Below are 18,825 nucleotides of genomic sequence, written 5' to 3'. Positions count from 1 at the left end.
ATCGACACCTTACGAAACGCGGACGTCCGCCCAGGTCCGCGGGTCGGAGAGGGCTCGCGGTGCCAGGGTGGACCCGTGAAGCCCCGTACCGCCGTCACCGTCACCACCGCCCTGCTCGCCGCCCTCACCACGGTCCTCGCCACGGCCGTCCGCGGCGACGCCTACTTCACGGACCCGGCCGCCCTCACCGGCTGGTACGCGGCCGCGTGGGCCCTCTTCGCGGCAGCCGCCTGGTCCCTGCGCTCGGTCTCCGCCCGGCACGTCGCGCCCCTGGTCCTTGCCGGGTCGGTCGCCGTCGCCGCCACCGGACTGCTCGCGGAGCCCCGCACCAGCTCGGACGCCTTCCGCTACGTCTGGGACGGACGCGTGCAGGCCGCGGGCATCTCCCCGTACGACCACGCACCGGCCGACCCCGCGCTCGCGCACCTGCGCGACCCCTGGCTCTTCCCCAAGGGCGCGCAGTGCGCGCGGCCGGAGCGGTTCCGCATCGCCTCGGACACCGGGCAGCCCGCGTGCTCACGCATCAACCGGCCGTACGTGCACACCATTTACCCGCCCGTAGCCGAGGGCTACTTCCTCCTCGTCCAGGAACTCTCACCACCCGGCACCCGCCACAAGCCCTTCCAGGTGGGCGGCGCGCTGCTCGCCGTGGCCACCTCGGGGCTGCTGCTGTACGCGCTGCGCAGGCGCGGCGACGGCCGGGCCGCGGCGTACTGGGCCTGGTGCCCGGCCGTCGCCGTCGAAGCCGTCAACAGCGCCCACGCCGACGTGCTGAGCGTGCTGTTCACCGTCGCCGCCTTCACCGTCGTCGGGGCCCGCCGCCCCCTCGGCGGCGCCCTGCTCGGCGCGGGTATCGCCACCAAACTGCTCCCCGCCGTCACCCTCCCCGGAGCCCTCAGCGGCCTCGCGGCACCGGGACCCGCGCGCGGCCGGGCGCGGCGGGCCCTCGCGGTGCTGCTGCCCGCCGCGGCCGTCGTCGCCATCGGCTATCTGCCCTACATCCTGATCTCGGACAGCTCCGTCCTCGGCTACCTGAGCGGCTACACGCAGGAGGAGGGCTACGACGACGCCACCGTGAAGAACCGCTACGCCCTGCTGCGCCTGGTGCTCCCCGACTCCTGGGCCCTGCCCGCCACCCTCGCCGTCCTGGCCGTGGTGGTGGGGTACGTGCTCCGGCGCGGCGACCCCGAGCGGCCCTGGCGCGGCGCGCTGCTCGTCACGGGGACGGCGTTCCTGCTGCTGACACCGGGCTACTCCTGGTACGCGCTGCTCCTCGTCGGTCTGGTCGCCCTCGACGGGCGGTGGGAGTGGCTGGGCGTCGCGGCGGCCGGGGCCGCCAAATACATCGGCGGCCGGGCCGCCGCGGACCCCAACCTGCTCGGGACGACCGCCTACGCGGTGGCCGCCCTGATGGTGGCCGGGGGCTGGGCGCTGCGCCGCCGCGCGGCCGCCGCCACCGACCGGGCCGCGCCCGGGGCCACCGACCCGGCCAGGCGGACCGCCCCCCACCGCGAACCGGAACCCCCACGCCCATAAAATCGGGGCGAAACGTACGGCGCCGACCCCCGGAGAGCACCCCCGATGACGACCCCCGAAGGCGGCGCGCACGACCCCTACGTCCGGGTCCGAGGCGCGCGCGAGCACAATCTGCGGGCCGTCGACGTCGACATCCCGCGCGACGCCCTCGTCGTCTTCACCGGCGTCTCCGGCTCCGGGAAGTCCTCGCTCGCCTTCGGGACCGTCTACGCCGAGGCACAGCGCCGCTACTTCGAGTCCGTGGCCCCGTACGCCCGCCGGCTCATCCACCAGGTGGGCGCGCCCAAGGTCGAGGAGATCAGCGGGCTGCCGCCCGCCGTGGCCCTGGAACAGCGCAGGTCCGCGCCCACCTCGCGGTCCTCCGTCGGCACCGTCACCACGCTCTCCAACTCCCTGCGCATGCTCTTCTCCCGCGCCGGCACCTACCCCGAGGGCGCCGCGCGGCTGGACTCCGACGCCTTCTCGCCGAACACGGCCGCCGGGGCCTGCCCGGAGTGCCACGGCCTGGGACAGGTCCACCGGGTCACCGAGGAATCGCTGGTGCCCGACGCGTCGCTGTCGATCCGCGACGGCGCGATCGCCGCCTGGCCGGGCGCCTGGCAGGGCAAGAACCTCCGCGACATCCTCGGCGCCCTCGGCCACGACCTCGACCGGCCCTGGCGCGACCTGCCGCGCGCCGACCGCGACTGGATCCTCTTCACCGACGAACAGCCCGTCGTCACCGTCCACCCCGTGCGCGACGCCGACCGCATCCAACGCCCCTACAAGGGCACCTACATGAGCGCCAGGCGCTACGTCCTGCACACCGTCGCCGACTCCAAGAGCACCGCCCTGCGCGCCCGCGCCGAGCGGCACCTGGTCAGCGGGCCCTGCCCGGTGTGCGCCGGACGGCGCCTGCGGTCCGAGGCACTGGCCGTCACCTTCGCCGGCCGGGACATCTCCACGCTCGCCGCCCTGCCGCTCGCCGACCTCGCGCGGACCCTGTGCCCCGCGTGCGAGGGCGACGGCGCGGCCGCCACCCTCGCCACCGACCTCGTCGCCCGCATCGAGGTGCTCACCGAACTCGGTCTCGGCTACCTCGGCACGGACCGGCCCACCCCCACCCTCTCGGCGGGCGAACTCCAGCGGCTGCGGCTCGCCACCCAGCTGCGCTCGGGCCTCTTCGGCGTCGTCTACGTCCTGGACGAACCCTCGGCCGGACTGCACCCCGCCGACAGCGCCGCGCTGCTCACCGTCCTGGACCGGCTGAAGGCCGCGGGCAACTCGCTGTTCGTCGTCGAACACCACCTGGACGTCGTACGCCGCGCCGACTGGATCGTCGACGTCGGGCCGCGCGCCGGCGAACACGGCGGGCGGATCCTCTACAGCGGGCCCGTCGCCGGACTCGCGGACGTGCCCGGATCCGCGACCCGCCCCTACGTCTTCCCCGACGGGCCCGCGCCCGTGGCCCGCACACCCCGCGAGCCCTCCGGCGCGCTGCGGCTGCGCGGCGTCACCCGGCACAACCTCCGCGGCCTCGACGTGGAGTTCCCCCTCGGCGTCTTCACCGCCGTCACCGGCGTCTCCGGCTCGGGCAAGTCGACCCTGGTCGGACAGGTGCTCGCGGAGACCGTGACCGCCCACCTCGCGGGCGACCCGGTCACGGGCGCCGAGGGCCTGGACGCCGTCCACCGGCTCGTCACGGTCGACCAGAAGCCGATCGGCCGCACACCGCGCTCCAACCTCGCCACGTACACGGGCCTGTTCGACGCCGTGCGCAAGGTCTTCGCGGCCACCGACGACGCCCGCGCCCGCGGCTACACCGTGGGCCGCTTCTCCTTCAACGTCACCGCCGGGCGGTGCGAGGTGTGCCAGGGCGAGGGCTTCGTCGCCGTCGAGCTGCTGTTCCTGCCCGGCACGTACGCGCCCTGCGCCGCTTGCCGCGGTGCGCGCTACAACCCGGAGACACTGGAGATCACCTACCGCGGCGCGAACATCGCCGAGGTCCTCGACCTGACCGTCGACGCCGCCGCGGGCTTCCTCGCCGACGTGCCCGCCGCGGCCCGCAGCCTGCGCACCCTCCAGGACGTCGGCCTCGGTTACCTGCGGCTGGGCCAGCCCGCCACGGAGCTCTCCGGCGGCGAGGCGCAGCGCATCAAGCTCGCCACCGAGCTCCAGCGCACCCGGCGGGGCCACACCCTCTACGTCCTCGACGAGCCCACCACCGGACTGCACCCGGCCGACACCGAACTCCTGCTGCGGCAGCTGCACGGGCTGGTCGACGCGGGCAACTCCGTGGTGGTCGTGGAGCACGACATGGCGGTGGCGGCCGGCGCGGACCACGTCATCGACCTCGGGCCCGGCGGCGGGGACGCGGGCGGGCGCGTGGTCGCCGCGGGCACCCCGCACGCGGTGGCCCGCGCGGCGGACAGCGTGACGGCGCCGTATCTCAAGGCGGCGCTGCGGTTGTAACCCCACTGCGGCAGACTGGAGCCATGCCGGAGCTGCCCGAGGTCGAAGCCCTCGCCGGGTTCCTCGCCGGGCACCTCGCCGGACGCACGGTCGAGCGGGTGCTCCCGGTGGCCGTGTCCGTCCTGAAGACGTACGACCCGCCACTGAGCGCGGTCGAGGGGCGGCGGGTGACCGCCGTGACCCGGTACGGCAAATTCCTGGACCTGGCCACCGACGGCGGCCCGCACCTCGCCTTCCACCTCGCCCGCGCGGGCTGGCTGCGCTGGCACGACCGGCTCCCCGACGCCCCGCCGCGCCCCGGCAAGGGCCCGCTCGCGCTGCGGCTCCGGCTCACCGACGGCGCCGGGTTCGACCTCACCGAGGCGGGCACCCAGAAGCGGCTCGCCGTCCACTGCGTCCGCGAGGTGTCCGACGTGCCCGGCATCGCCCGGCTCGGCCCGGACCCGCTCGCGCCCGACTTCACCCGTGACGCCTTCGCGGCGCTGCTGCGCGACGAGCGGCGGCAGCTCAAGGGCGTCCTGCGGGACCAGAGCGTGATCGCGGGCATCGGCAACGCCTACTCGGACGAGATCCTGCACGCCGCCCGGATGTCCCCCTTCAAACTCGCCGCGAGCCTGACCGAGGACGAGATCACCACGCTCCACGAGGCACTGGGCACAACGCTGCGCGAGGCCGTCGAGCGGGCGCGCGGCCACGCGGCGGCGGAGCTCAAGGCGGAGAAGAAGAGCGGGCTGAGGGTGCACGGCCGCACCGGTCAGCCGTGCCCGGTCTGCGGCGACATCATTCGCGAGGTCTCGTATCGCGACTCCTCGCTCCAGTACTGCCCGACGTGCCAGACGGCCGGCAAACCGCTCGCCGACCGCCGGTTGTCCCGCCTGCTGAAATAGCGCGTCAGTCCTGCGGGATACCCCGGGCATCCGCGTGCGCCAGCTCCGAGTGCTTGTAGGAGTACGAGAAGTACACGACCATCCCCACCGCGAACCACACCGCGAACCGCACCCACGTCTGCCACGCCAGATAGGTGATCAGCCAGATCGACGCCGCGACCCCGACCGCCGGGACCACCGGCACCCACGGGCAGCGGAAGGAGCGCGGCAGGTCCGGGCGCTTGTAGCGGAGCACGATCACCGCCGTGCACACCACCGCGAAGGCCAGCAGGATGCCGATGTTGGTGAGCTCGGCGGCCTCGCCGATCGGCACGAGACCGGCGATGGCCGCCGAGGCCACGCCCACGATCCACGTCACGCGCGTCGGCACGTGCCGGGTCGGGTGCGTCTTGGCGAACCACTTCGGCAGCAGCCCGTCCCGGCTCATCGCGAACCACACCCGGGTCACACCGAGCATGAAGGTGAACATGACGGTGAGGATGCCGATGATCGCGCCGACCGCGATGACGTCCGCGATCCCGTTCAGCCCCACCGACTTGAAGGCCGTGGAGAAGCCGCTCTTCTTGTCGATGTCCTTGTAGCTCTGCATGCCCGTCAGCACCAGGCAGGCCAGGACGTACAGCACCATCGAGATGCCCAGCGAGTAGAGGATCGCCTTCGGCATGTGGCGCTGCGCGTCCTTGGACTCCTCCGCCGCCGTCGACATCGCGTCGTAGCCGAAGACGGCGAAGAAGACGGTGGCCGCGCCCGTGAAGGCCCCGCTGACCCCGAACGGGAAGAACGGCGTGTAGTGCGACGACTTCACATGGAAGAAGCCCACCCCGATCACCAGCAGGACCACCAGGACCTTCAGCCCCACCACGATCGTCTCGAAGCGCGCCGCGCTCTTCATGCCCATCGTCAGCAGCCAGGCGATCAGCAGGCACAGCACCGCCGCGAACAGGTCGATCCGGTGCCCGGTCCCGGTCCCCGGCGCGCCCAGCATCCACTTGGGCAGCTCGGCGTTCATCTCCCCGAGCAGGAAGTTGATATAGCCCGAGATGCCGATGGCCACCACCGCGACGATCGCCGTGTACTCCAGCAGCAGGTCCCAGCCGATGAACCAGCCGCCGATCTCCCCGAGCACGGCATAGCCGTACGTATAGGCCGAACCGGCCCGGGGGATCAGGCCCGCGAACTCCGCGTACGAGAAGGCCGCCGCCGCGCTCGCCACCCCCGCGATGAGGAAGGACACCAGCACGGCGGGACCGGCGACACCGTTGGCGATGGTCCCGGCCAGGCTGAAGATGCCCGCGCCGATGATGCCGCCCACGCCGATGGCCGTCAGCTGCCACAGCCCCAGGGTGCGGGTCAGCCGCTGGGCCGGCCCGCCGCCCTCGACGGTCTCCGCCTCTTCGATTGTCTCGATCGGTTTGCGGCGCAGTACGCCCTGACCCGCGCGGAGCCTGGCCATGTGTCATGTCCTCTCGTCGACCCTGACGGGGCCGAACATCATCGCCGAGCGGGAACGGCTACGGAAGACGCCGCCCCGCACCGGATCCCCGGGTTCAGCCGATGGCGGGCGCCACGGCCGACGGGGTCGTGCCCCAGCGCGAGGGCTTGTCGCCCATGGTGAACTCCAGCCGGGTGCTCTCCTTGAGCTGGGCGGTCGTCAGATAGGTGCGGTCGTGGGGGGCGCCGTCGAGCCGGACCGACTGGATGTAGCGGTCGGTGTCGGAGGTGTCCGGCGCGGTCACCGTCAGCCGCCCGCGCGGATACCAGTGCCGGTCCAGTCGCAGGTCCACCCGCTCGAACACCGGGGAGCTCAGGCCCCAGGTGTCCCCGCCCGGCTGCACCGGATAGAGGCCGATCGCCGAGAGGACCATCCACGCCGACATGGTGCCCAGGTCGTCGTTGCCGGTCATGCCGGTCGGGGTGTCGGTGAAGAGGGTGAGCGCCGCGTGCACCACGTCCGTGGTCTTCCACGGCTGGCCGGTGGAGAGATAGGTGTAGGGCGCGATGAGGTCGGGCTCGTTCTGCGGGTTGTACTTGTCGGCGTTGTAGTAGTCGTACGGGCCGTTGACCCACACCTCGCGGGCCGTGCGCTCGGGGTCCTTCAGCAGGCGGTCGTAGGCGAAGAAGGAGTCGAGCCGGGCGTTCGCCTTCTCCCGCCCGCCGATCAGCTGCACCATGCCGGGCAGATCCTGGGGGACCAGCCACTGGTACTGCCAGGCCGTGCCCTCGTGGAAGCCGACGCTCTTCGCCGGGTCGGCGGGGCCGACGAAGGCGCCCTGCGCGTCCCGGGCACGGAAGAAGCCGGTCGACGGGTCGTGGACCTTGCGGTAGTTCCGGGCGCGCTCGGCATAGCGCTCGGCGTCCGCGTCGTGGCCCAGACCGCGCGCCATCTTCGCGAGCACCGCGTCGGCGAGCGCGTACTCCAGGGTCGCCGAGGCGCCCTGCTGGAAGTCGGAGTCGCCGGGCTTCTCCTTGGGGCGGCTCGGCAGATAGGGCACGTAGCCGTTCTTCACGTACTCCGCGTTGCCGTCCCGGCCCGCGTAGGGGGAGTCGGCGGGCGGCACCCCGTCGGCGTTCTTCCTCAGCGCCCGGTACGCCTCCTCCTCGTGGCCCGCCAGCAGCCCCGCCTGATAGGCGTTGGTGAGGTACGGCGTCACCGGGTCACCGGTCATGATGTTCGTCTCGACCGTGCCGTAGCCCCACTTGGGCAGCCAGCCGCCGTCGCGGTCGACGCGCAGCACCGACAGCGCCATGTCCCGCGCCTCGCGCGGCGCGAGCAGCGCCAGCAGCTGCGCCTGGGTGCGGTAGGTGTCCCACAGCGACCAGTTCTGGTAGTAGGTGAACCCCTCGGCGCGGTGCGGCTGCTGGTCCCAGCCGGTGTAGCGGCCGTCGGCGTCGCTGCCGATGTTCGGGGAGAGGAAGGCGCGGTAGAGCGAGGAGTAGAAGGTGCGCCGCAGCGTCGTGCCGCCGCCCTGGGCCCGCACGTCGGCCAGCCGCCGCTCCCAGGCCGCGCGGGCCGCGCGCGCCGTGCGGTCGAAATCGCCGCCCTCCGCACGGAGGTTGCCCTCGGCGCCCGCCGCGTCGACGTAGCTGAGGGCGGTCGTGGCCTCGACGGTCCGGTCGTGGGTGGTGTCGAAGCGCACCCACGCGCCGTTGCGCCCGGTGGAGGTGGAGAGCTTGGACCCGGGGGTGATCCGGTCGCCGTTCCAGGTGCCGAAGCCGGTGAAGGGGCGGTCGAAGCGGGTGATCGTGTGCAGGGTGTAGGGGCGGGTGTCCTGGCAGAAGCCCCGGCCGGTGATGGTGGAGCGGACCGTTCTGGAGTCCACGACCTCGACGGTGGTGGACACCGTGCGGTGCAGCGACTGGCCGGTGTTGAGCAGGACGTTGGCCTTGTCCGTCGCGGGAAAGGTGTAGCGCTGGACGCCGGTCCGCCCGGTCGCCGTCAGCTCGGCGGTGATCCCGCCGTACGAGGAGAGCCCGACCCGGTAGTAGCCGGGCCGGGCCTCCTCGTCGCGGTGGCTGAACTCCGCCGCGTAGCGGGCGTTGTCCGTCCGCGTCACCTCGCCCGTGGTGGGCAGCACCGGCAGGTCACCGCCGATGCGGCAGCCCACGCCGGACAGGTGCACGGCGCTGAAGCCCCGGATGTGGCTGTCCTTGTAGTCGTAGCCGGTGCTGTGCCCGGTGTCGGGGGAGAGCTGCACCATCCCGAACGGCACGGCGGCGCCGGGGAAGGTGTTGCCCTCGTTCTGGGTGCCGATGAACGGGTTCACCAGGCCGGTGAGGTCGTCGGCCGCCACGGCCCGCTGCGGGGGTACGAGCGCCGTCCCGGCCAGCACCGCCGCGAAGGCGAGCGCGGCCGCGCCGGCGCGCAGCCGCAGGTGTTCGGTCCATCTCATCGTCCACGCCCCTCGTCTGACGCGTCATATGAACTGACATCGTTGTCAGCGCCGAGGGTATCGAGAGGGTGACGTGCTGTCATGATGCCCGGCGCGCCTGGTGTGGCGATCCCGGGCCCGGGCGGCACGGGTGTTCACCCTTACGGGGAAGGCCCGTGAAAGGCTGTCCGGGACCACGGCCACCACCCGCCCCGCCCCACCGAACGGACCCACCCCGCCCATGAACCTCCGCGAACTCGCCTCCGCAGGGCCCTTCTTCGCCCTGCGCACCGACGACGGCCCCGGCGACGCCGGGGAGTACCTGTCCCTGGCGGGCCGTACCGAGGAGGCCGTCCGGCGCAGGGTCGAGACCGTGGCGGAGCGGCTGGGCACCACGGACCGGCGCGTGGCCGCCTCCATCGCCTACCAGGGCATCGCCGGCCGGCTGCTCTCCGTCGCCCTCGGCTCCGCCGTGCTCACCGGAAGCGTCCCCGACCTCGCCGACGAACGCCTCCTCTGGCACCCCGCGCGCACGGCCCCCGACGACCTGTGGCTGCCCGCGCCCGCCGCCCTGCCACCGGCCGCCGACCTCGCGGGCCTGCTGCGCGACCACGTCCTGCGCGGCCCGCTGACCGCCCTGCACGACGCGACCCGCACCGTCGTCCCGGTCTCCGGCCGGCTGCTGTGGGGCAACGCCGCCTCGTCGCTCGCCGGATCACTGCGGGTGCTGCACGGGTGGTGCCGCGAGCGGCGGCGGCCCGAGGAGGCGGCCCGCGTGCTCGCCCTGACGCGCGCCCTGCTGGACGCGCCCCCGCTGAGCGGCACCGGCACCCTCACCGCCCCCGCGCCGGGCGGCCCCGCCTTCGCCCGCACCACCTGCTGTCTGTACTACCGGGTCCTCCCCGGCGGGATGTGCGGCGACTGCGTGCTGCGGCACGCGCCCCGCGCCCGCTGAGGCGCCGGGGCGGGCGGCCACTCCCGCGTGGAGAGCACACCGAGGACGTACGCCTTCGCCACCAGCGCCGTACGGTTGGGCACCCGCCACCGCCGGGTGAGCCTGGTCAAGTGGTAGTTGACGCCGTCCACGGTCAGGCCGACGGCCTTGCCGATCGCGGCGGTCGTGGCCCCGGCGGCGGCCAGCGCGAGGATGTTCCCCTCCACCACGCTGACCTCCGCCATCGGCTCCACCGGGCGGTGCGCCGGCTCGGCCCGTACGCGCAGGATCGCCAGCAGCATCGGGTTCGCGGGGAAGGCGTCGCCCACCGGGTCCACCAGCAGCTCGCCCTCCCGCTCGACGCCGTCCGCGCCCGTCACCCAGCGCACCTCGATCGGGTGACGGGGACGGCGGCCCAGCCGCAGCGCCTCGATGTGCAGGTCGAGCCGGCCGACGGCCCGGGGCCGGAACAGCTCCTGGAGGTTGCGGCCGCGCAGTCTGCCGGGTGCGGTCCCCCACTCGGCGGCCATGGCCGGGTTGGCGACCGTGACCTCGCCGTCCGCCCGGCAGACCGCGATCGGCGTCGGAATCCGGTCGAGCAGCAGCAGAAAGTGGTTGCGCCAGCTGGTGTATTCCTCGCCGCCCATGTCCGCATCGGCCCCTCGCTCGTTCCACGCCCGTCCAAGGGCCCGTCCAGTGCTTGCCCGGCGGGGCCCGCGCAGGAGCGTCGAGCCTCCCACGACTGCAGGATCGTGCAGTTCTGTATACGACTGGGTGAGCCCATTTGCGTGCTGCGCACGAGACGCCCGGGACGGGCCGGCGCGCCTTCCGACGGCGGCGCTCGCCTCGCGGTGCGGCGCGCGGTGCGCCACCGTGGTGGGTGTCCGGACCGTTCACCGCCTGGAGCCCGCGCCATGACCCACCACACGTATCGCGTGACCGAGATCGTCGGCTCTTCGCCGAACAGCGTGGACGAGGCGATCCGCAATGGGATCGCGCGCGCCTCCCAGAAGTTGCGCTGCCTTGATTGGTTCGAAGTCGGCCAGATCAGAGGGCACCTCGTCGACGGCCAGGTCGGCCACTACCAGGTGGGCATGAAGGTGGGGTTCCGGCTGGACGACGAGGACTGAGGGCCAGGGCTTCGCCCCGTCCTCACCCCCTCCCGGCCGACGCGGTTGTTACGGGACCACGGTCACCGGCCAGCGGCCCGCCTTCACCAGACGGACCGCCACCGAACCGATGATCCGGTGGCCCGCCTGCTCGGAGGCGCCCACGACCACCGCGTCCGCCGTGAGCTCCTCCGCCGCCTTGACCAGCCCCGAGTAGGGGTCGCCGCGGAACGTGTGGAACTCCCACCGCACCTCGTGGATCCCCCGCAGCCGGTCCGTTGCCGTGCGGATCTCGGCGAGCAGCTCCTCGGCCACTTCCTCCGTCATCTCCGCGACGGGAGCCCCGAGCGCCGCGCTGCCGGCCAGCATCGGCTGGACGTAGACGACCGCCAGCAGCGCGTTCTGCCGGCGGGCCAGCCCCGCCGCGTAGGCGGCGGCGCGCCACGACGTGTCCGAGCCGTCCACACCGGCGACGATCACCTTCGGGCCGTCCGTGCCGCGCTCGAAGCCCGCCGGGACGCCCTTGTCGCGCTGCTCGTTCTTCTCCTCGTTCACACCGCGAGGCTAACCGGCACGGACAGGGACAGGGCGAAGCGGCTCTGTCCATCTGTCCACCACCGGCTGAGCTCCAGCCCGGCGGCCGCCAGTTCCTCGCGCACCCCGGCCCGGCGGAACTTCGCCGAGACCTCCGTCCGCAGCTCCTCGCCCGCCTCGAAGTGGACCGCGAGGTCGAGCGCGGGGATCTTGACCACGACGGCGGTACGGGCCCGCAGCCGCATCTCGATCCACTCCCGTCGGCCGTCCCAGAGGGCGACGTGGTCGAAGTCCGCGGGGTCGAAGTCGGCGCCGAGCTCGCGGTTGATGACGGCGAGGACGTTCTTGTTGAACTCCGCGGTCACCCCCGCGGCGTCGTCGTAGGCGGCGACCAGCGTCCGCTCGTCCTTGACCAGGTCCGTGCCCAGCAGGAACGCGTCGCCGCGCGCGAGCCCGGACCGCACGGCGCCGAAGAAGACCGCCCGCTCCTCCGGCTGGAGGTTGCCGATCGTGCCGCCGAGGAAGGCCAGGAGCCGCGGACCGGGCGTGTCCGGCAGCGCGAGACCGTACTGGAAGTCGGCGACCAGAGCGTGCACGGTCAGCCCGGGGTGCTCGGCGAGCAGCGTCCGCGCCGCGCCCGCGAGGGCGCTCTCGCTGACGTCGACGGGCACGTAGTGGTCGATGGAGGGCAGCGCCGACAGCAGGTGGCGGGTCTTGTCGGAGGAGCCGGAGCCCAGCTCCACCAGCGTCCGGGGTTGCACGACCTCGGCGATTCCGGCGGCCCGGGTGAGGAGGATCTCCCGCTCGGCGCGCGTCGGGTAGTACTCGGGCAGCAGGGTGATCGCGTCGAAGAGCTCGCTGCCGCGGGCGTCGTAGAACCACTTCGGAGGGAGCACCTTGGGGGTACGGGTCAGCCCGGTGGCCACGTCCGCGCGCAGGGCGGCGGCGGTCGCGTCGGGGGGAAGGGTGCGGGTCAGGGCGAACGGACTCACAGAACGGGCTCCTTGAGCGCGGAGAGCGGGGTGAGGGGGGCCAGGGGCGACAGCGTGACGCCGGTGCGGGTGGCGGTGAGCAGGGTGCGGTCGGGGACCTCGGTCCAGCCGGGGTCGTCGTCGTAGGGCTCGGAGGCGACGGCGGTCCGCCCGGCGGGGCCGCGGAGATACCAGAGGGAGTCGCCCCACGCGGTCGCGGCGATGGACGCCCCGTCGGTGAGGAGCAGGTTCAGCCGGGAGCCGGGGGCTGCCTCGGCGAGGGCGGCGACCGCGCTCGCGAGGGCGGGCCCCGGGGCCTCGCCGCCGCGCAGCCGGTGTTCGGCCAGCGCCCAGACGAACGCCGAGTCGCACCGCGCCGCCAGCCGCAGCAGCGCCCCCGGCGGCAGCAGGGCGGCGAGCGGGGCGACGGAGTCCGGCCAGCCGGCCAGCGCCCCGTTGTGGCTGAACAGCCAGGGCCCGGCGGAGAACGGCGCCGCGGCCGCCTCCCCGTCGGCGTCCGCCTCGGTGGCGTCCCGCACCGACGCGAGCAGCGCGCCGGTGCGCACCACCCGGGCGAGGTCGGCGAAGGTCTGGTCGCCCCACACCGGCCCCGCCCGCCGGTAGCGCGCGGGCACGGGGTCGCCCGGCGCGTACCAGCCGATGCCGAAGCCGTCCGCGTTGACCGTGCCGTGCCGCTGCCTGCGGGGCGCCCACGACTGGCGTACGAGCGAGTGCGGCGGCTCCACCACGGTCTCGCCGATCAGGGACTCCGGCCCCAGGACCGCCAGGTGACGGCACATCAGGACGGCTCCGCGTCACGGGCCGTACGGAACCCGGCGAAGATCTGCCGGCGCACCGGCAGATCCCAGTTGCGGAACGTGCCCCGGCAGGCCACCGGGTCGACGGCGAAGGACCCGCCGCGCAGCACCTTGTGGGCGCTGCCGAAGAACACCTCGGAATACTCGCGGTAGGGAAAGGCCCGGAAGCCCGGATACGGCAGGAAGTCGCTCGCCGTCCACTCCCACACGTCGCCGATCAGCTGCCGCACGCCCAGCGGCGAGTCACCCGCCGCATAGGCGCCGACCGGCGCCGGTCGCAGGTGGCGCTGGCCCAGGTTGGCGTGCTCGGGCGTGGGGTCCGCGTCGCCCCAGGGGTAGCGGCGCGAGCGGCCCGGGACCGGGTCGTGGCGGGCGGCCTTCTCCCACTCGGCCTCAGTGGGCAGCCGCCGCCCCGCCCAGGCGGCGTAGGCCGCCGCCTCGTACCAACTGACGTGCATCACCGGCTCGTCGGGCGGCACCGGCTCCTCCACCCCGAACCGCCGCCGCACCCAGACCGTGCCCTCGCGCCGCCAGAACAGCGGCGCGCCCAGCCCGTGGGTCCGCACCTGCTCCCAGCCCTCGGGCAGCCACCAGCGCGGGTCCGTGTAGCCGCCGTCCTCGATGAACCGCAGATACGCGCCGTTGCTCACCGGCAGGGTGTCGAGGAAGAAGGGCGGCACGGAGCGGAGGTGGGCGGGCCGCTCGTTGTCCAGGGCCCAGGGCTCGGTGGAGGTGCCCATCGTGAACGGGCCGCCCTCCACCAGGACTTCCTCCGGCAGCAGGCCCGCGTCCGGCGCGGCGGGCGGCGGTTCGGGCGCGGTGAGGGCGGCCGGGCCCCGGCGCAGCTGATGGGTGATCAGCATGGTCTCGTCGTGCTGCTGCTCGTGCTGGGCGATCATGCCGAAGGCGAAGCCCGCCTCCACCAGCGGGGCGCCGCGCAGCGGGGTGGTCTCCAGCAGGTCGAGCACCCGGCCGCGTACGTCCGCGACGTAGCACCGCGCCTCCGCGGGCGGCAGCAGCGGCAGCGACGGGCGCCGGTCACGCGGGTGCTCGAAGGCGTCGTAGACCGAGTCGATCTCCGGGCGCAGCGCCGCCCGCCCGCCCACGGCGCGCAGCAGCCACTGCTCCTCCTGGTTGCCGATGTGCGCGAGGTCCCAGACCAGCGGCGACATCAACGGGGAGTGCTGGGCGAGGAGTTCGTGCTCGTCCACGCAGCCGGTGAGGGAGCGGGTGCGCTCGCGCGCCGTGACGAGGGCGGCCACGGCGCGCCGCCGGAGCGGTTCGGGGTCCGGCGCGGTGGTGGTCATGTGCGGTTCTCCTTGCCGATGACGTGGTCGAGGACGTCGTCGGCGGGACATCGCCGCCGGTCGACATAGCGTGTCGTGAAGGAGTCGACGGCCGCCAGGACGGAGGGCGGCGCACCCAGCCGGGGCAGCGCCTCGCGGGCGGCGGCGAAGCAGGTGACGGCGGCCGCGTGCAGCTCGGGGTCGGCGAGGCCGCGGCGCGCCGCGTTGCGCCACAGCGCGTTCCGCGGCGCGGGCTCCGGGCCCGCGGTGTCCGCGAGGGCCTTCACCGCGCGATAGGCGGTCTCGGCGGCCACCGGGTCGTCGAAGAGGGCCGCGGTCACGGCGAGCGGCACCACCCAGCCGTCCTCCCCGGGCTGGGCGTCGATCATGCGCAGCTCCAGGTGACCCCGGGGCCGGACCGGCGGGAACAGCGTCGTCAGGTGGTAGGCGACATCGTCGGCCGTGGCCGGCCGCGGCTGCCCCGAGCGGACCCAGCCCCGCAGGTCCAGGCCCGCGGGCGGCCGCCACGACGCGCTGTCCTGCGACCGTATGCACATCACCGGGGCGTCCAGTGCGTACTCCGCCCAGGCCGCGCGCGGGTCCAGCTTCTCGTCCGGGGCCAGGGTGCGCCCCGGGTCCATCCGCGTGTACGTGGCCTGCCGGCTGGAGCGCCAGCCGGTCGGGCGGCCCAGGTGCAGCGGGGAGTTGGCGAACGCGGCCACCAGCACCGCGCCCAGCAGGTGCGCGAGCCGCCAGCGCCGCCCGAACCCCAGCGGGCCGGGCTCCTCGAAACCGGCGTCGACGCACACCTGCACGGAGGCCGTGCGGCACATCACCGTGCGCCCGGCGCCGTTCAGCCGGTCGTAGTGGGCCTCCATCGCGTCGTACCGGGGCGTGTCGAGGAAGCGGCGGGGTAGGTGCCAGGGGTCCTGGCCGTAACCGGCGAGGACGAGGCCGAGGTCGCGCAGTGCGGGCCTGGCGAGGGCGAGATCGGCGGACACCTCGGTCACACAGGAGGCGAGGGAGTCCGCGGGCCGGGAGCTGAACTCCACCTGGCCGCCGGGTTCGACCGTGAGCAGGGACCGCAGCGGCAGGGTCCGCAGCCGGTCGACGGCGGCTGCCAACAGGGGTGGGGCGACGGGACGGGCGGGATCGCGAAGATCGTGGACGAGCCATTCCAGTTCGACGCCGAGGCGCCGCGGTGGCCCGGTCTTGAAACAGATGCCCCGCACGAGGGCGTCCACTTCCGCTTCGCCGACGACACGGGCGGCGCCCGCCCCGCCGGACTCGGTGTCGGTCACGGTCCGTACCTCCGTCCGTAGCCCGCTTGCTCCTGCTGTGGTTCCCCGTCCGCGTGCGGTCAACCGCCGCTCCCGCCTCTCACCATGGACGCAGGGGTCCCTCCGTCATTGTGGCGAGCCCTTGACGCGCCCGCCAGAGGAGGGCGTACGGTCCCGACGTGACCGCACCCACGGCGACCTCCGACGTCTTCCTCCCCGCCACCTACGCCCGCGGAGTGCCGTACGCCCGCTTCCGGGAGCTACGGGCGAGCAGCCCCGTGTGCCGGGTCGAGGAACCGGCCGTCGGCCCCTGGCCGGCGGGCCCCGGCTACTGGGCGGTCTTCCGGCACGCCGACGTCAAGCGGGTGCTGCGCACCCCCGAGGTCTACTCCTCGTACCTGGGCGCGACCCAGCTCCGCGACCCGGACACCGCGGAGGACCTCGCGTTCGTCCGGGCCATGATGCTCAACCAGGACCCGCCCGGCCACGCCCGGCTGCGGCGCATCGTCTCCGCCGCGTTCACCGCGCGGGCCGTACGGGAGCTGGAGTCCGTCATCGAGGACCGCGCCCGGGACCTCGTGGACGGCGTCGCCGGCCGGGGCGAGGCGGACTTCGTGGAGCTCACCGCGGATCTGCCCGTGCGGATGCTCGCCCACCTCATGGGGGTGCCGGACGAGGACCGGCGACTGCTGTTCGACTGGTCGAACCGGGTCATCGGCTATCAGGACCCCGACCACGCGCAGTCCAGCACCGCGGACCCCGCGACGCTCAGCCCGATGGGCCGCGCGGCCCTCGCCCACCGCCCGCCCACGCTCGTGCGGCCCGACGGCAGCATGATCAGCCCGCGGTCGCGCGAGGGGCTCGCCGACATGTTCGCCTACGCCCACGCGCTGGCCGACGAGGTCCGCCCCGGCAGCGTGCTGGCCCGCATGTGCGAAGGCGGCCTGACCCGCGACGAGTTCGAGACGATGTTCTTCCTCTTCGTGGTGGCCGGCAACGAGACGCTGCGCAACGCGATCCCCGGCGGGCTGCTCACCCTCCTCGACCACCCCGAGCAGTACGAACTCTTCCGGAGCGACCCCACGACGACGGACTCGGCGGTCGAGGAGGTGCTCCGCTACTGGCCGCCGGTCATCGACTTCCGGCGCACCGCCACCCGTGACACCGAACTGGGCGGGGTGCGCGTCCGGCGCGGCGACAAGGTCGTCGTCTACCACGCCTCGGCCAACCGCGACGAGAGCGTCTTCCCCGACCCCGACCGCTTCGACATCACCCGCACACCCAACGACCACGTCAGCTTCGGCTACGGCCCGCACTTCTGCCTGGGCGCCCACCTCGCGCGCACCCAACTGCGGGCCATGCTGCGGGCGGCCGCCGACCGGCTGCCCGGCCTGGAACGGGCGGGCGAACCGGTACGGCTCATATCCAACCTGCAGAACGGGCTCAAGCGGCTGCCCGTCAGGTGGCGAACATGTCCGTGAACGGGCCGACCGCATCCGACACTTCGTGGCCGAAGGGTGTGTTGAAGTCCCAGATCAGGAAGAGCAGGAAGGCGATCATCGCGCTGTAGACGCCCGCGAGCAGCAACTCGCGTGGCGAACGCCGGATCTGGAGGGTGAAGATCAGCCCGACGGCGACCACGGCGCCCCCGAGCAGCCCGAACCACACCACGCCCGGCATCGTGTCGTTCGCGTTCTGGGCCCGCGCGGAGCGTGCGGCGTCCGCGGCCCCCACCTGGTCAAGCAGCGGCTGGTACGACTGCGTCTCGTGGTCGTTGCGCGGCACGTACGAGGTGATGTCCTCCCGCACTTTGGACAGCAACTGCTCGCTGCGGTCGGTGATCTCACCCCGCTTGAGCATCAGCGGCCACTCCTTGTGCACCACGTAGCTCACATAGGCGTCGACGTCCTCACGGGTGCGGTCCCGGGCCGCGGGCGCGTATGCCTGGACCCGCTCGCTGACCTCGTGCAGCGCCTGCGCCTCCGCGCGGACCCCGTCCTGCGCGGCGTTGCGCGCCTCCCAGACACCGGCGATGGCCAGGCCGAGCACGATGGCGTACACGACCCCGATCATCATCGTCATGTACTCGATCACGTCGGGTGTCTCGGAGGGGTCGTCGTGCTCGCTCAGCCGGCGTTCCCGGAGCACGGTGATCGTCAGGACGACCGCGCACGCGGCGGCCATCGCGAGGGTCAGGACCAGCCACTCGGCCAAGGGGAACCTCCGGGAAGAGCGTGAGCAGACGGGGGCGAACAGGGTGGAGAGGACGTACCGGGCGGGTCAGCCGCGCCCACCGCTGCCACCGCCGCCGCGTGGCCGCAGCATGGCGGCGGCGAGCACGGCCGGGGCGGTGAGCACCAGCATGAGCATGACCGGTGAGGAGCCGCCCGGGGCGGGCTTCCCGGCCGCCTGGTGATAGGCGCGGGGCGCGATGTGGGCCGCGGCGACCGCGGGGGCGGGATTCGGGGCGGGCGGCGCCGGGGGCGGCGGCGCGGGTGCCGCGCGCTTCACCGCGGCGTGCATGGGGGCCGGGCCGGGCGGTGGGGGAGGAGTGCGGCGCGGTGGCGGGGGAGCCGGAACGCGGGGCATGGGCCGGGGACCGGCCGGCCGTACGGGCGGCGGCGGAGCCTCCGGGCAGTCGGCACCGATCACCGCCGAGCCTTCCGCGCCGTGCGAGAGGACCGTCAGGCAGCCCCGCCCCCGGATGACCACGGAGGTGCGCTGACCGTCCCCGCCGCCCGAGACCCGGACCTGCCGGTGGTGTCCGTCGTCGATGACGACCGACGGCGAGAGGCTGCCCGGTCCGTCGTCCATCACGCGGACCGAGGGCGGGCGGCCGCCGTCGTGCTCACGCTCCGACGGTGCCGCGGCGCGCGTGGTGCCGGGGACGGCGTTCGCGTGGGACCGGCGCGGCCCGTCCGCCGTCGGCCCGGGGCCACCGTCCGGTGCCGGTGCGCCCGCCGCTGTCGCCAGCACGGCCGCGAAGGTCACGATGCCCGTACGCCCTGCCCGTACCCATCCGCTCACGACGCAGATCCTGGCGGTCGCGCGCGCCTTCAGGCCAATTCCCCGGCGTAATCCCTTCGATGGGGTGAAGAACTGTGTGCGTAGTGTGCAGAAACGTAACGTTCAACTCCGGTACGCGGAGCG

At 73.8% G+C, this 18,825-nt stretch carries 16 protein-coding genes; 6 read left to right on the top strand and 10 right to left on the bottom strand.

What is annotated here, in order from left to right; translation table 11 throughout:
- Positions 1-75 precede the first annotated feature (75 nt).
- Genes ABD269_RS24300 through ABD269_RS24290 form a run of 3 tightly spaced genes read left to right on the top strand, consistent with a single transcriptional unit; the run spans position 76 to position 4,874 of the window.
- Positions 76-1,536, top strand: a complete 1,461-nt coding sequence (locus tag ABD269_RS24300; protein ID WP_344121012.1) for a glycosyltransferase 87 family protein — start codon at positions 76-78, stop codon at positions 1,534-1,536.
- A 45-nt stretch (positions 1,537-1,581) separates the two neighbouring features.
- Positions 1,582-3,987 carry an excinuclease ABC subunit UvrA gene (locus ABD269_RS24295; RefSeq protein WP_344121010.1) on the top strand — a complete coding sequence of 802 codons (2,406 nt, stop codon included), beginning with the start codon at positions 1,582-1,584 and terminating at the stop codon, positions 3,985-3,987.
- 23 nt (positions 3,988-4,010) lie between these two features.
- Positions 4,011-4,874 carry an Fpg/Nei family DNA glycosylase gene (locus tag ABD269_RS24290; protein WP_344121008.1) on the top strand — a complete coding sequence of 288 codons (864 nt, stop codon included), beginning with the start codon at positions 4,011-4,013 and terminating at the stop codon, positions 4,872-4,874.
- A gap of 4 nt (positions 4,875-4,878) precedes the next feature.
- Here ABD269_RS24290 and ABD269_RS24285 read toward each other — a convergent pair whose 3' ends face one another.
- Positions 4,879-6,327, bottom strand: a complete 1,449-nt coding sequence (locus ABD269_RS24285) for an amino acid permease (RefSeq protein ID WP_301891100.1) — start codon at positions 6,325-6,327, stop codon at positions 4,879-4,881.
- A 94-nt stretch (positions 6,328-6,421) separates the two neighbouring features.
- On the bottom strand, positions 6,422-8,764 hold the full coding sequence (locus tag ABD269_RS24280; RefSeq protein WP_344121004.1) for a GH92 family glycosyl hydrolase: 2,343 nt from the start codon (positions 8,762-8,764) through the stop codon (positions 6,422-6,424).
- Between the two features lie 220 nt (positions 8,765-8,984).
- On the opposite strand from ABD269_RS24280, the gene ABD269_RS24275 reads away from it, so the two are divergent.
- On the top strand, positions 8,985-9,698 hold the full coding sequence (locus ABD269_RS24275; RefSeq protein WP_344121001.1) for a (2Fe-2S)-binding protein: 714 nt from the start codon (positions 8,985-8,987) through the stop codon (positions 9,696-9,698).
- Here ABD269_RS24275 and ABD269_RS24270 read toward each other — a convergent pair.
- Positions 9,632-10,324, bottom strand: a complete 693-nt coding sequence (locus ABD269_RS24270; protein WP_301891097.1) for a PAS domain-containing protein — start codon at positions 10,322-10,324, stop codon at positions 9,632-9,634. The genes ABD269_RS24275 and ABD269_RS24270 overlap by 67 nt on opposite strands.
- 267 nt (positions 10,325-10,591) lie before the next feature.
- On the opposite strand from ABD269_RS24270, the gene ABD269_RS24265 reads away from it, so the two are divergent.
- Positions 10,592-10,807 carry a dodecin gene (locus ABD269_RS24265; protein WP_301891096.1) on the top strand — a complete coding sequence of 72 codons (216 nt, stop codon included), beginning with the start codon at positions 10,592-10,594 and terminating at the stop codon, positions 10,805-10,807.
- Positions 10,808-10,855: 48 nt separating this feature from the next.
- Here the strand turns inward: ABD269_RS24265 and ABD269_RS24260 are convergent, their stop codons facing one another.
- From ABD269_RS24260 to egtA, 5 genes are read right to left on the bottom strand one after another with little or no spacing between them, the layout of a single operon-like run.
- Complete coding sequence (locus tag ABD269_RS24260; protein ID WP_344120994.1) at positions 10,856-11,341, bottom strand: universal stress protein; 486 nt, start codon at positions 11,339-11,341, stop codon at positions 10,856-10,858.
- Positions 11,338-12,312 (bottom strand): L-histidine N(alpha)-methyltransferase, encoded by a 975-nt coding sequence (gene egtD, locus ABD269_RS24255; RefSeq protein ID WP_344120992.1) that lies wholly within the window; start codon positions 12,310-12,312, stop codon positions 11,338-11,340. Before egtD ends, ABD269_RS24260 begins: the two co-directional genes overlap by 4 nt.
- Positions 12,309-13,091 carry an ergothioneine biosynthesis protein EgtC gene (gene egtC / locus ABD269_RS24250; RefSeq protein WP_344120990.1) on the bottom strand — a complete coding sequence of 261 codons (783 nt, stop codon included), beginning with the start codon at positions 13,089-13,091 and terminating at the stop codon, positions 12,309-12,311. Before egtC ends, egtD begins: the two co-directional genes overlap by 4 nt.
- Entirely contained in the window at positions 13,091-14,416 is a 1,326-nt protein-coding gene (gene egtB, locus ABD269_RS24245) for an ergothioneine biosynthesis protein EgtB (protein WP_344120988.1), read from the bottom strand. The genes egtC and egtB overlap by 1 nt, the downstream gene beginning before the upstream one ends.
- Entirely contained in the window at positions 14,413-15,696 is a 1,284-nt protein-coding gene (gene egtA, locus ABD269_RS24240) for an ergothioneine biosynthesis glutamate--cysteine ligase EgtA (protein ID WP_344120985.1), read from the bottom strand. Before egtA ends, egtB begins: the two co-directional genes overlap by 4 nt.
- Before the next feature lie 158 nt (positions 15,697-15,854).
- Here egtA and ABD269_RS24235 point away from each other — a divergent pair, with 158 nt between their 5' ends.
- A complete protein-coding gene (locus ABD269_RS24235) occupies positions 15,855-17,156 on the top strand; it encodes a cytochrome P450 (RefSeq protein ID WP_344120983.1) in 1,302 nt (433 codons plus the stop codon).
- Here ABD269_RS24235 and ABD269_RS24230 read toward each other — a convergent pair.
- A complete protein-coding gene (locus ABD269_RS24230; protein ID WP_344120981.1) occupies positions 17,134-17,889 on the bottom strand; it encodes a bestrophin-like domain in 756 nt (251 codons plus the stop codon). The two genes, ABD269_RS24235 and ABD269_RS24230, sit on opposite strands and share 23 nt — an antisense overlap.
- Positions 17,890-17,955: 66 nt before the next feature.
- Positions 17,956-18,702 (bottom strand): hypothetical protein, encoded by a 747-nt coding sequence (locus ABD269_RS24225; RefSeq protein ID WP_344120979.1) that lies wholly within the window; start codon positions 18,700-18,702, stop codon positions 17,956-17,958.
- Positions 18,703-18,825 lie beyond the last annotated feature (123 nt).

Source organism: Streptomyces blastmyceticus, from assembly GCF_039521185.1.
Taxonomy (GTDB): domain Bacteria; phylum Actinomycetota; class Actinomycetes; order Streptomycetales; family Streptomycetaceae; genus Streptomyces; species Streptomyces blastmyceticus.
The sequence above is the reverse complement of the archived record's forward strand: the minus strand, read 5'-3'. Positions and strand labels throughout refer to the sequence as shown.

What these genes read in the sequence shown, in the direction of transcription:
- egtC (WP_344120990.1), bottom strand. Translation starts at nt 13,091, where the DNA reads ATGTGCCGTCACCTGGCGGTCCTGGGGCCGGAGTCCCTGATCGGCGAG.
- ABD269_RS24280 (WP_344121004.1), bottom strand. Translation starts at nt 8,764, where the DNA reads ATGAGATGGACCGAACACCTGCGGCTGCGCGCCGGCGCGGCCGCGCTC.
- ABD269_RS24295 (WP_344121010.1), top strand. Translation starts at nt 1,582, where the DNA reads ATGACGACCCCCGAAGGCGGCGCGCACGACCCCTACGTCCGGGTCCGA.
- ABD269_RS24275 (WP_344121001.1), top strand. Translation starts at nt 8,985, where the DNA reads ATGAACCTCCGCGAACTCGCCTCCGCAGGGCCCTTCTTCGCCCTGCGC.
- ABD269_RS24290 (WP_344121008.1), top strand. Translation starts at nt 4,011, where the DNA reads ATGCCGGAGCTGCCCGAGGTCGAAGCCCTCGCCGGGTTCCTCGCCGGG.
- egtB (WP_344120988.1), bottom strand. Translation starts at nt 14,416, where the DNA reads ATGACCACCACCGCGCCGGACCCCGAACCGCTCCGGCGGCGCGCCGTG.
- ABD269_RS24285 (WP_301891100.1), bottom strand. Translation starts at nt 6,327, where the DNA reads ATGGCCAGGCTCCGCGCGGGTCAGGGCGTACTGCGCCGCAAACCGATC.
- ABD269_RS24270 (WP_301891097.1), bottom strand. Translation starts at nt 10,324, where the DNA reads ATGGGCGGCGAGGAATACACCAGCTGGCGCAACCACTTTCTGCTGCTG.
- ABD269_RS24265 (WP_301891096.1), top strand. Translation starts at nt 10,592, where the DNA reads ATGACCCACCACACGTATCGCGTGACCGAGATCGTCGGCTCTTCGCCG.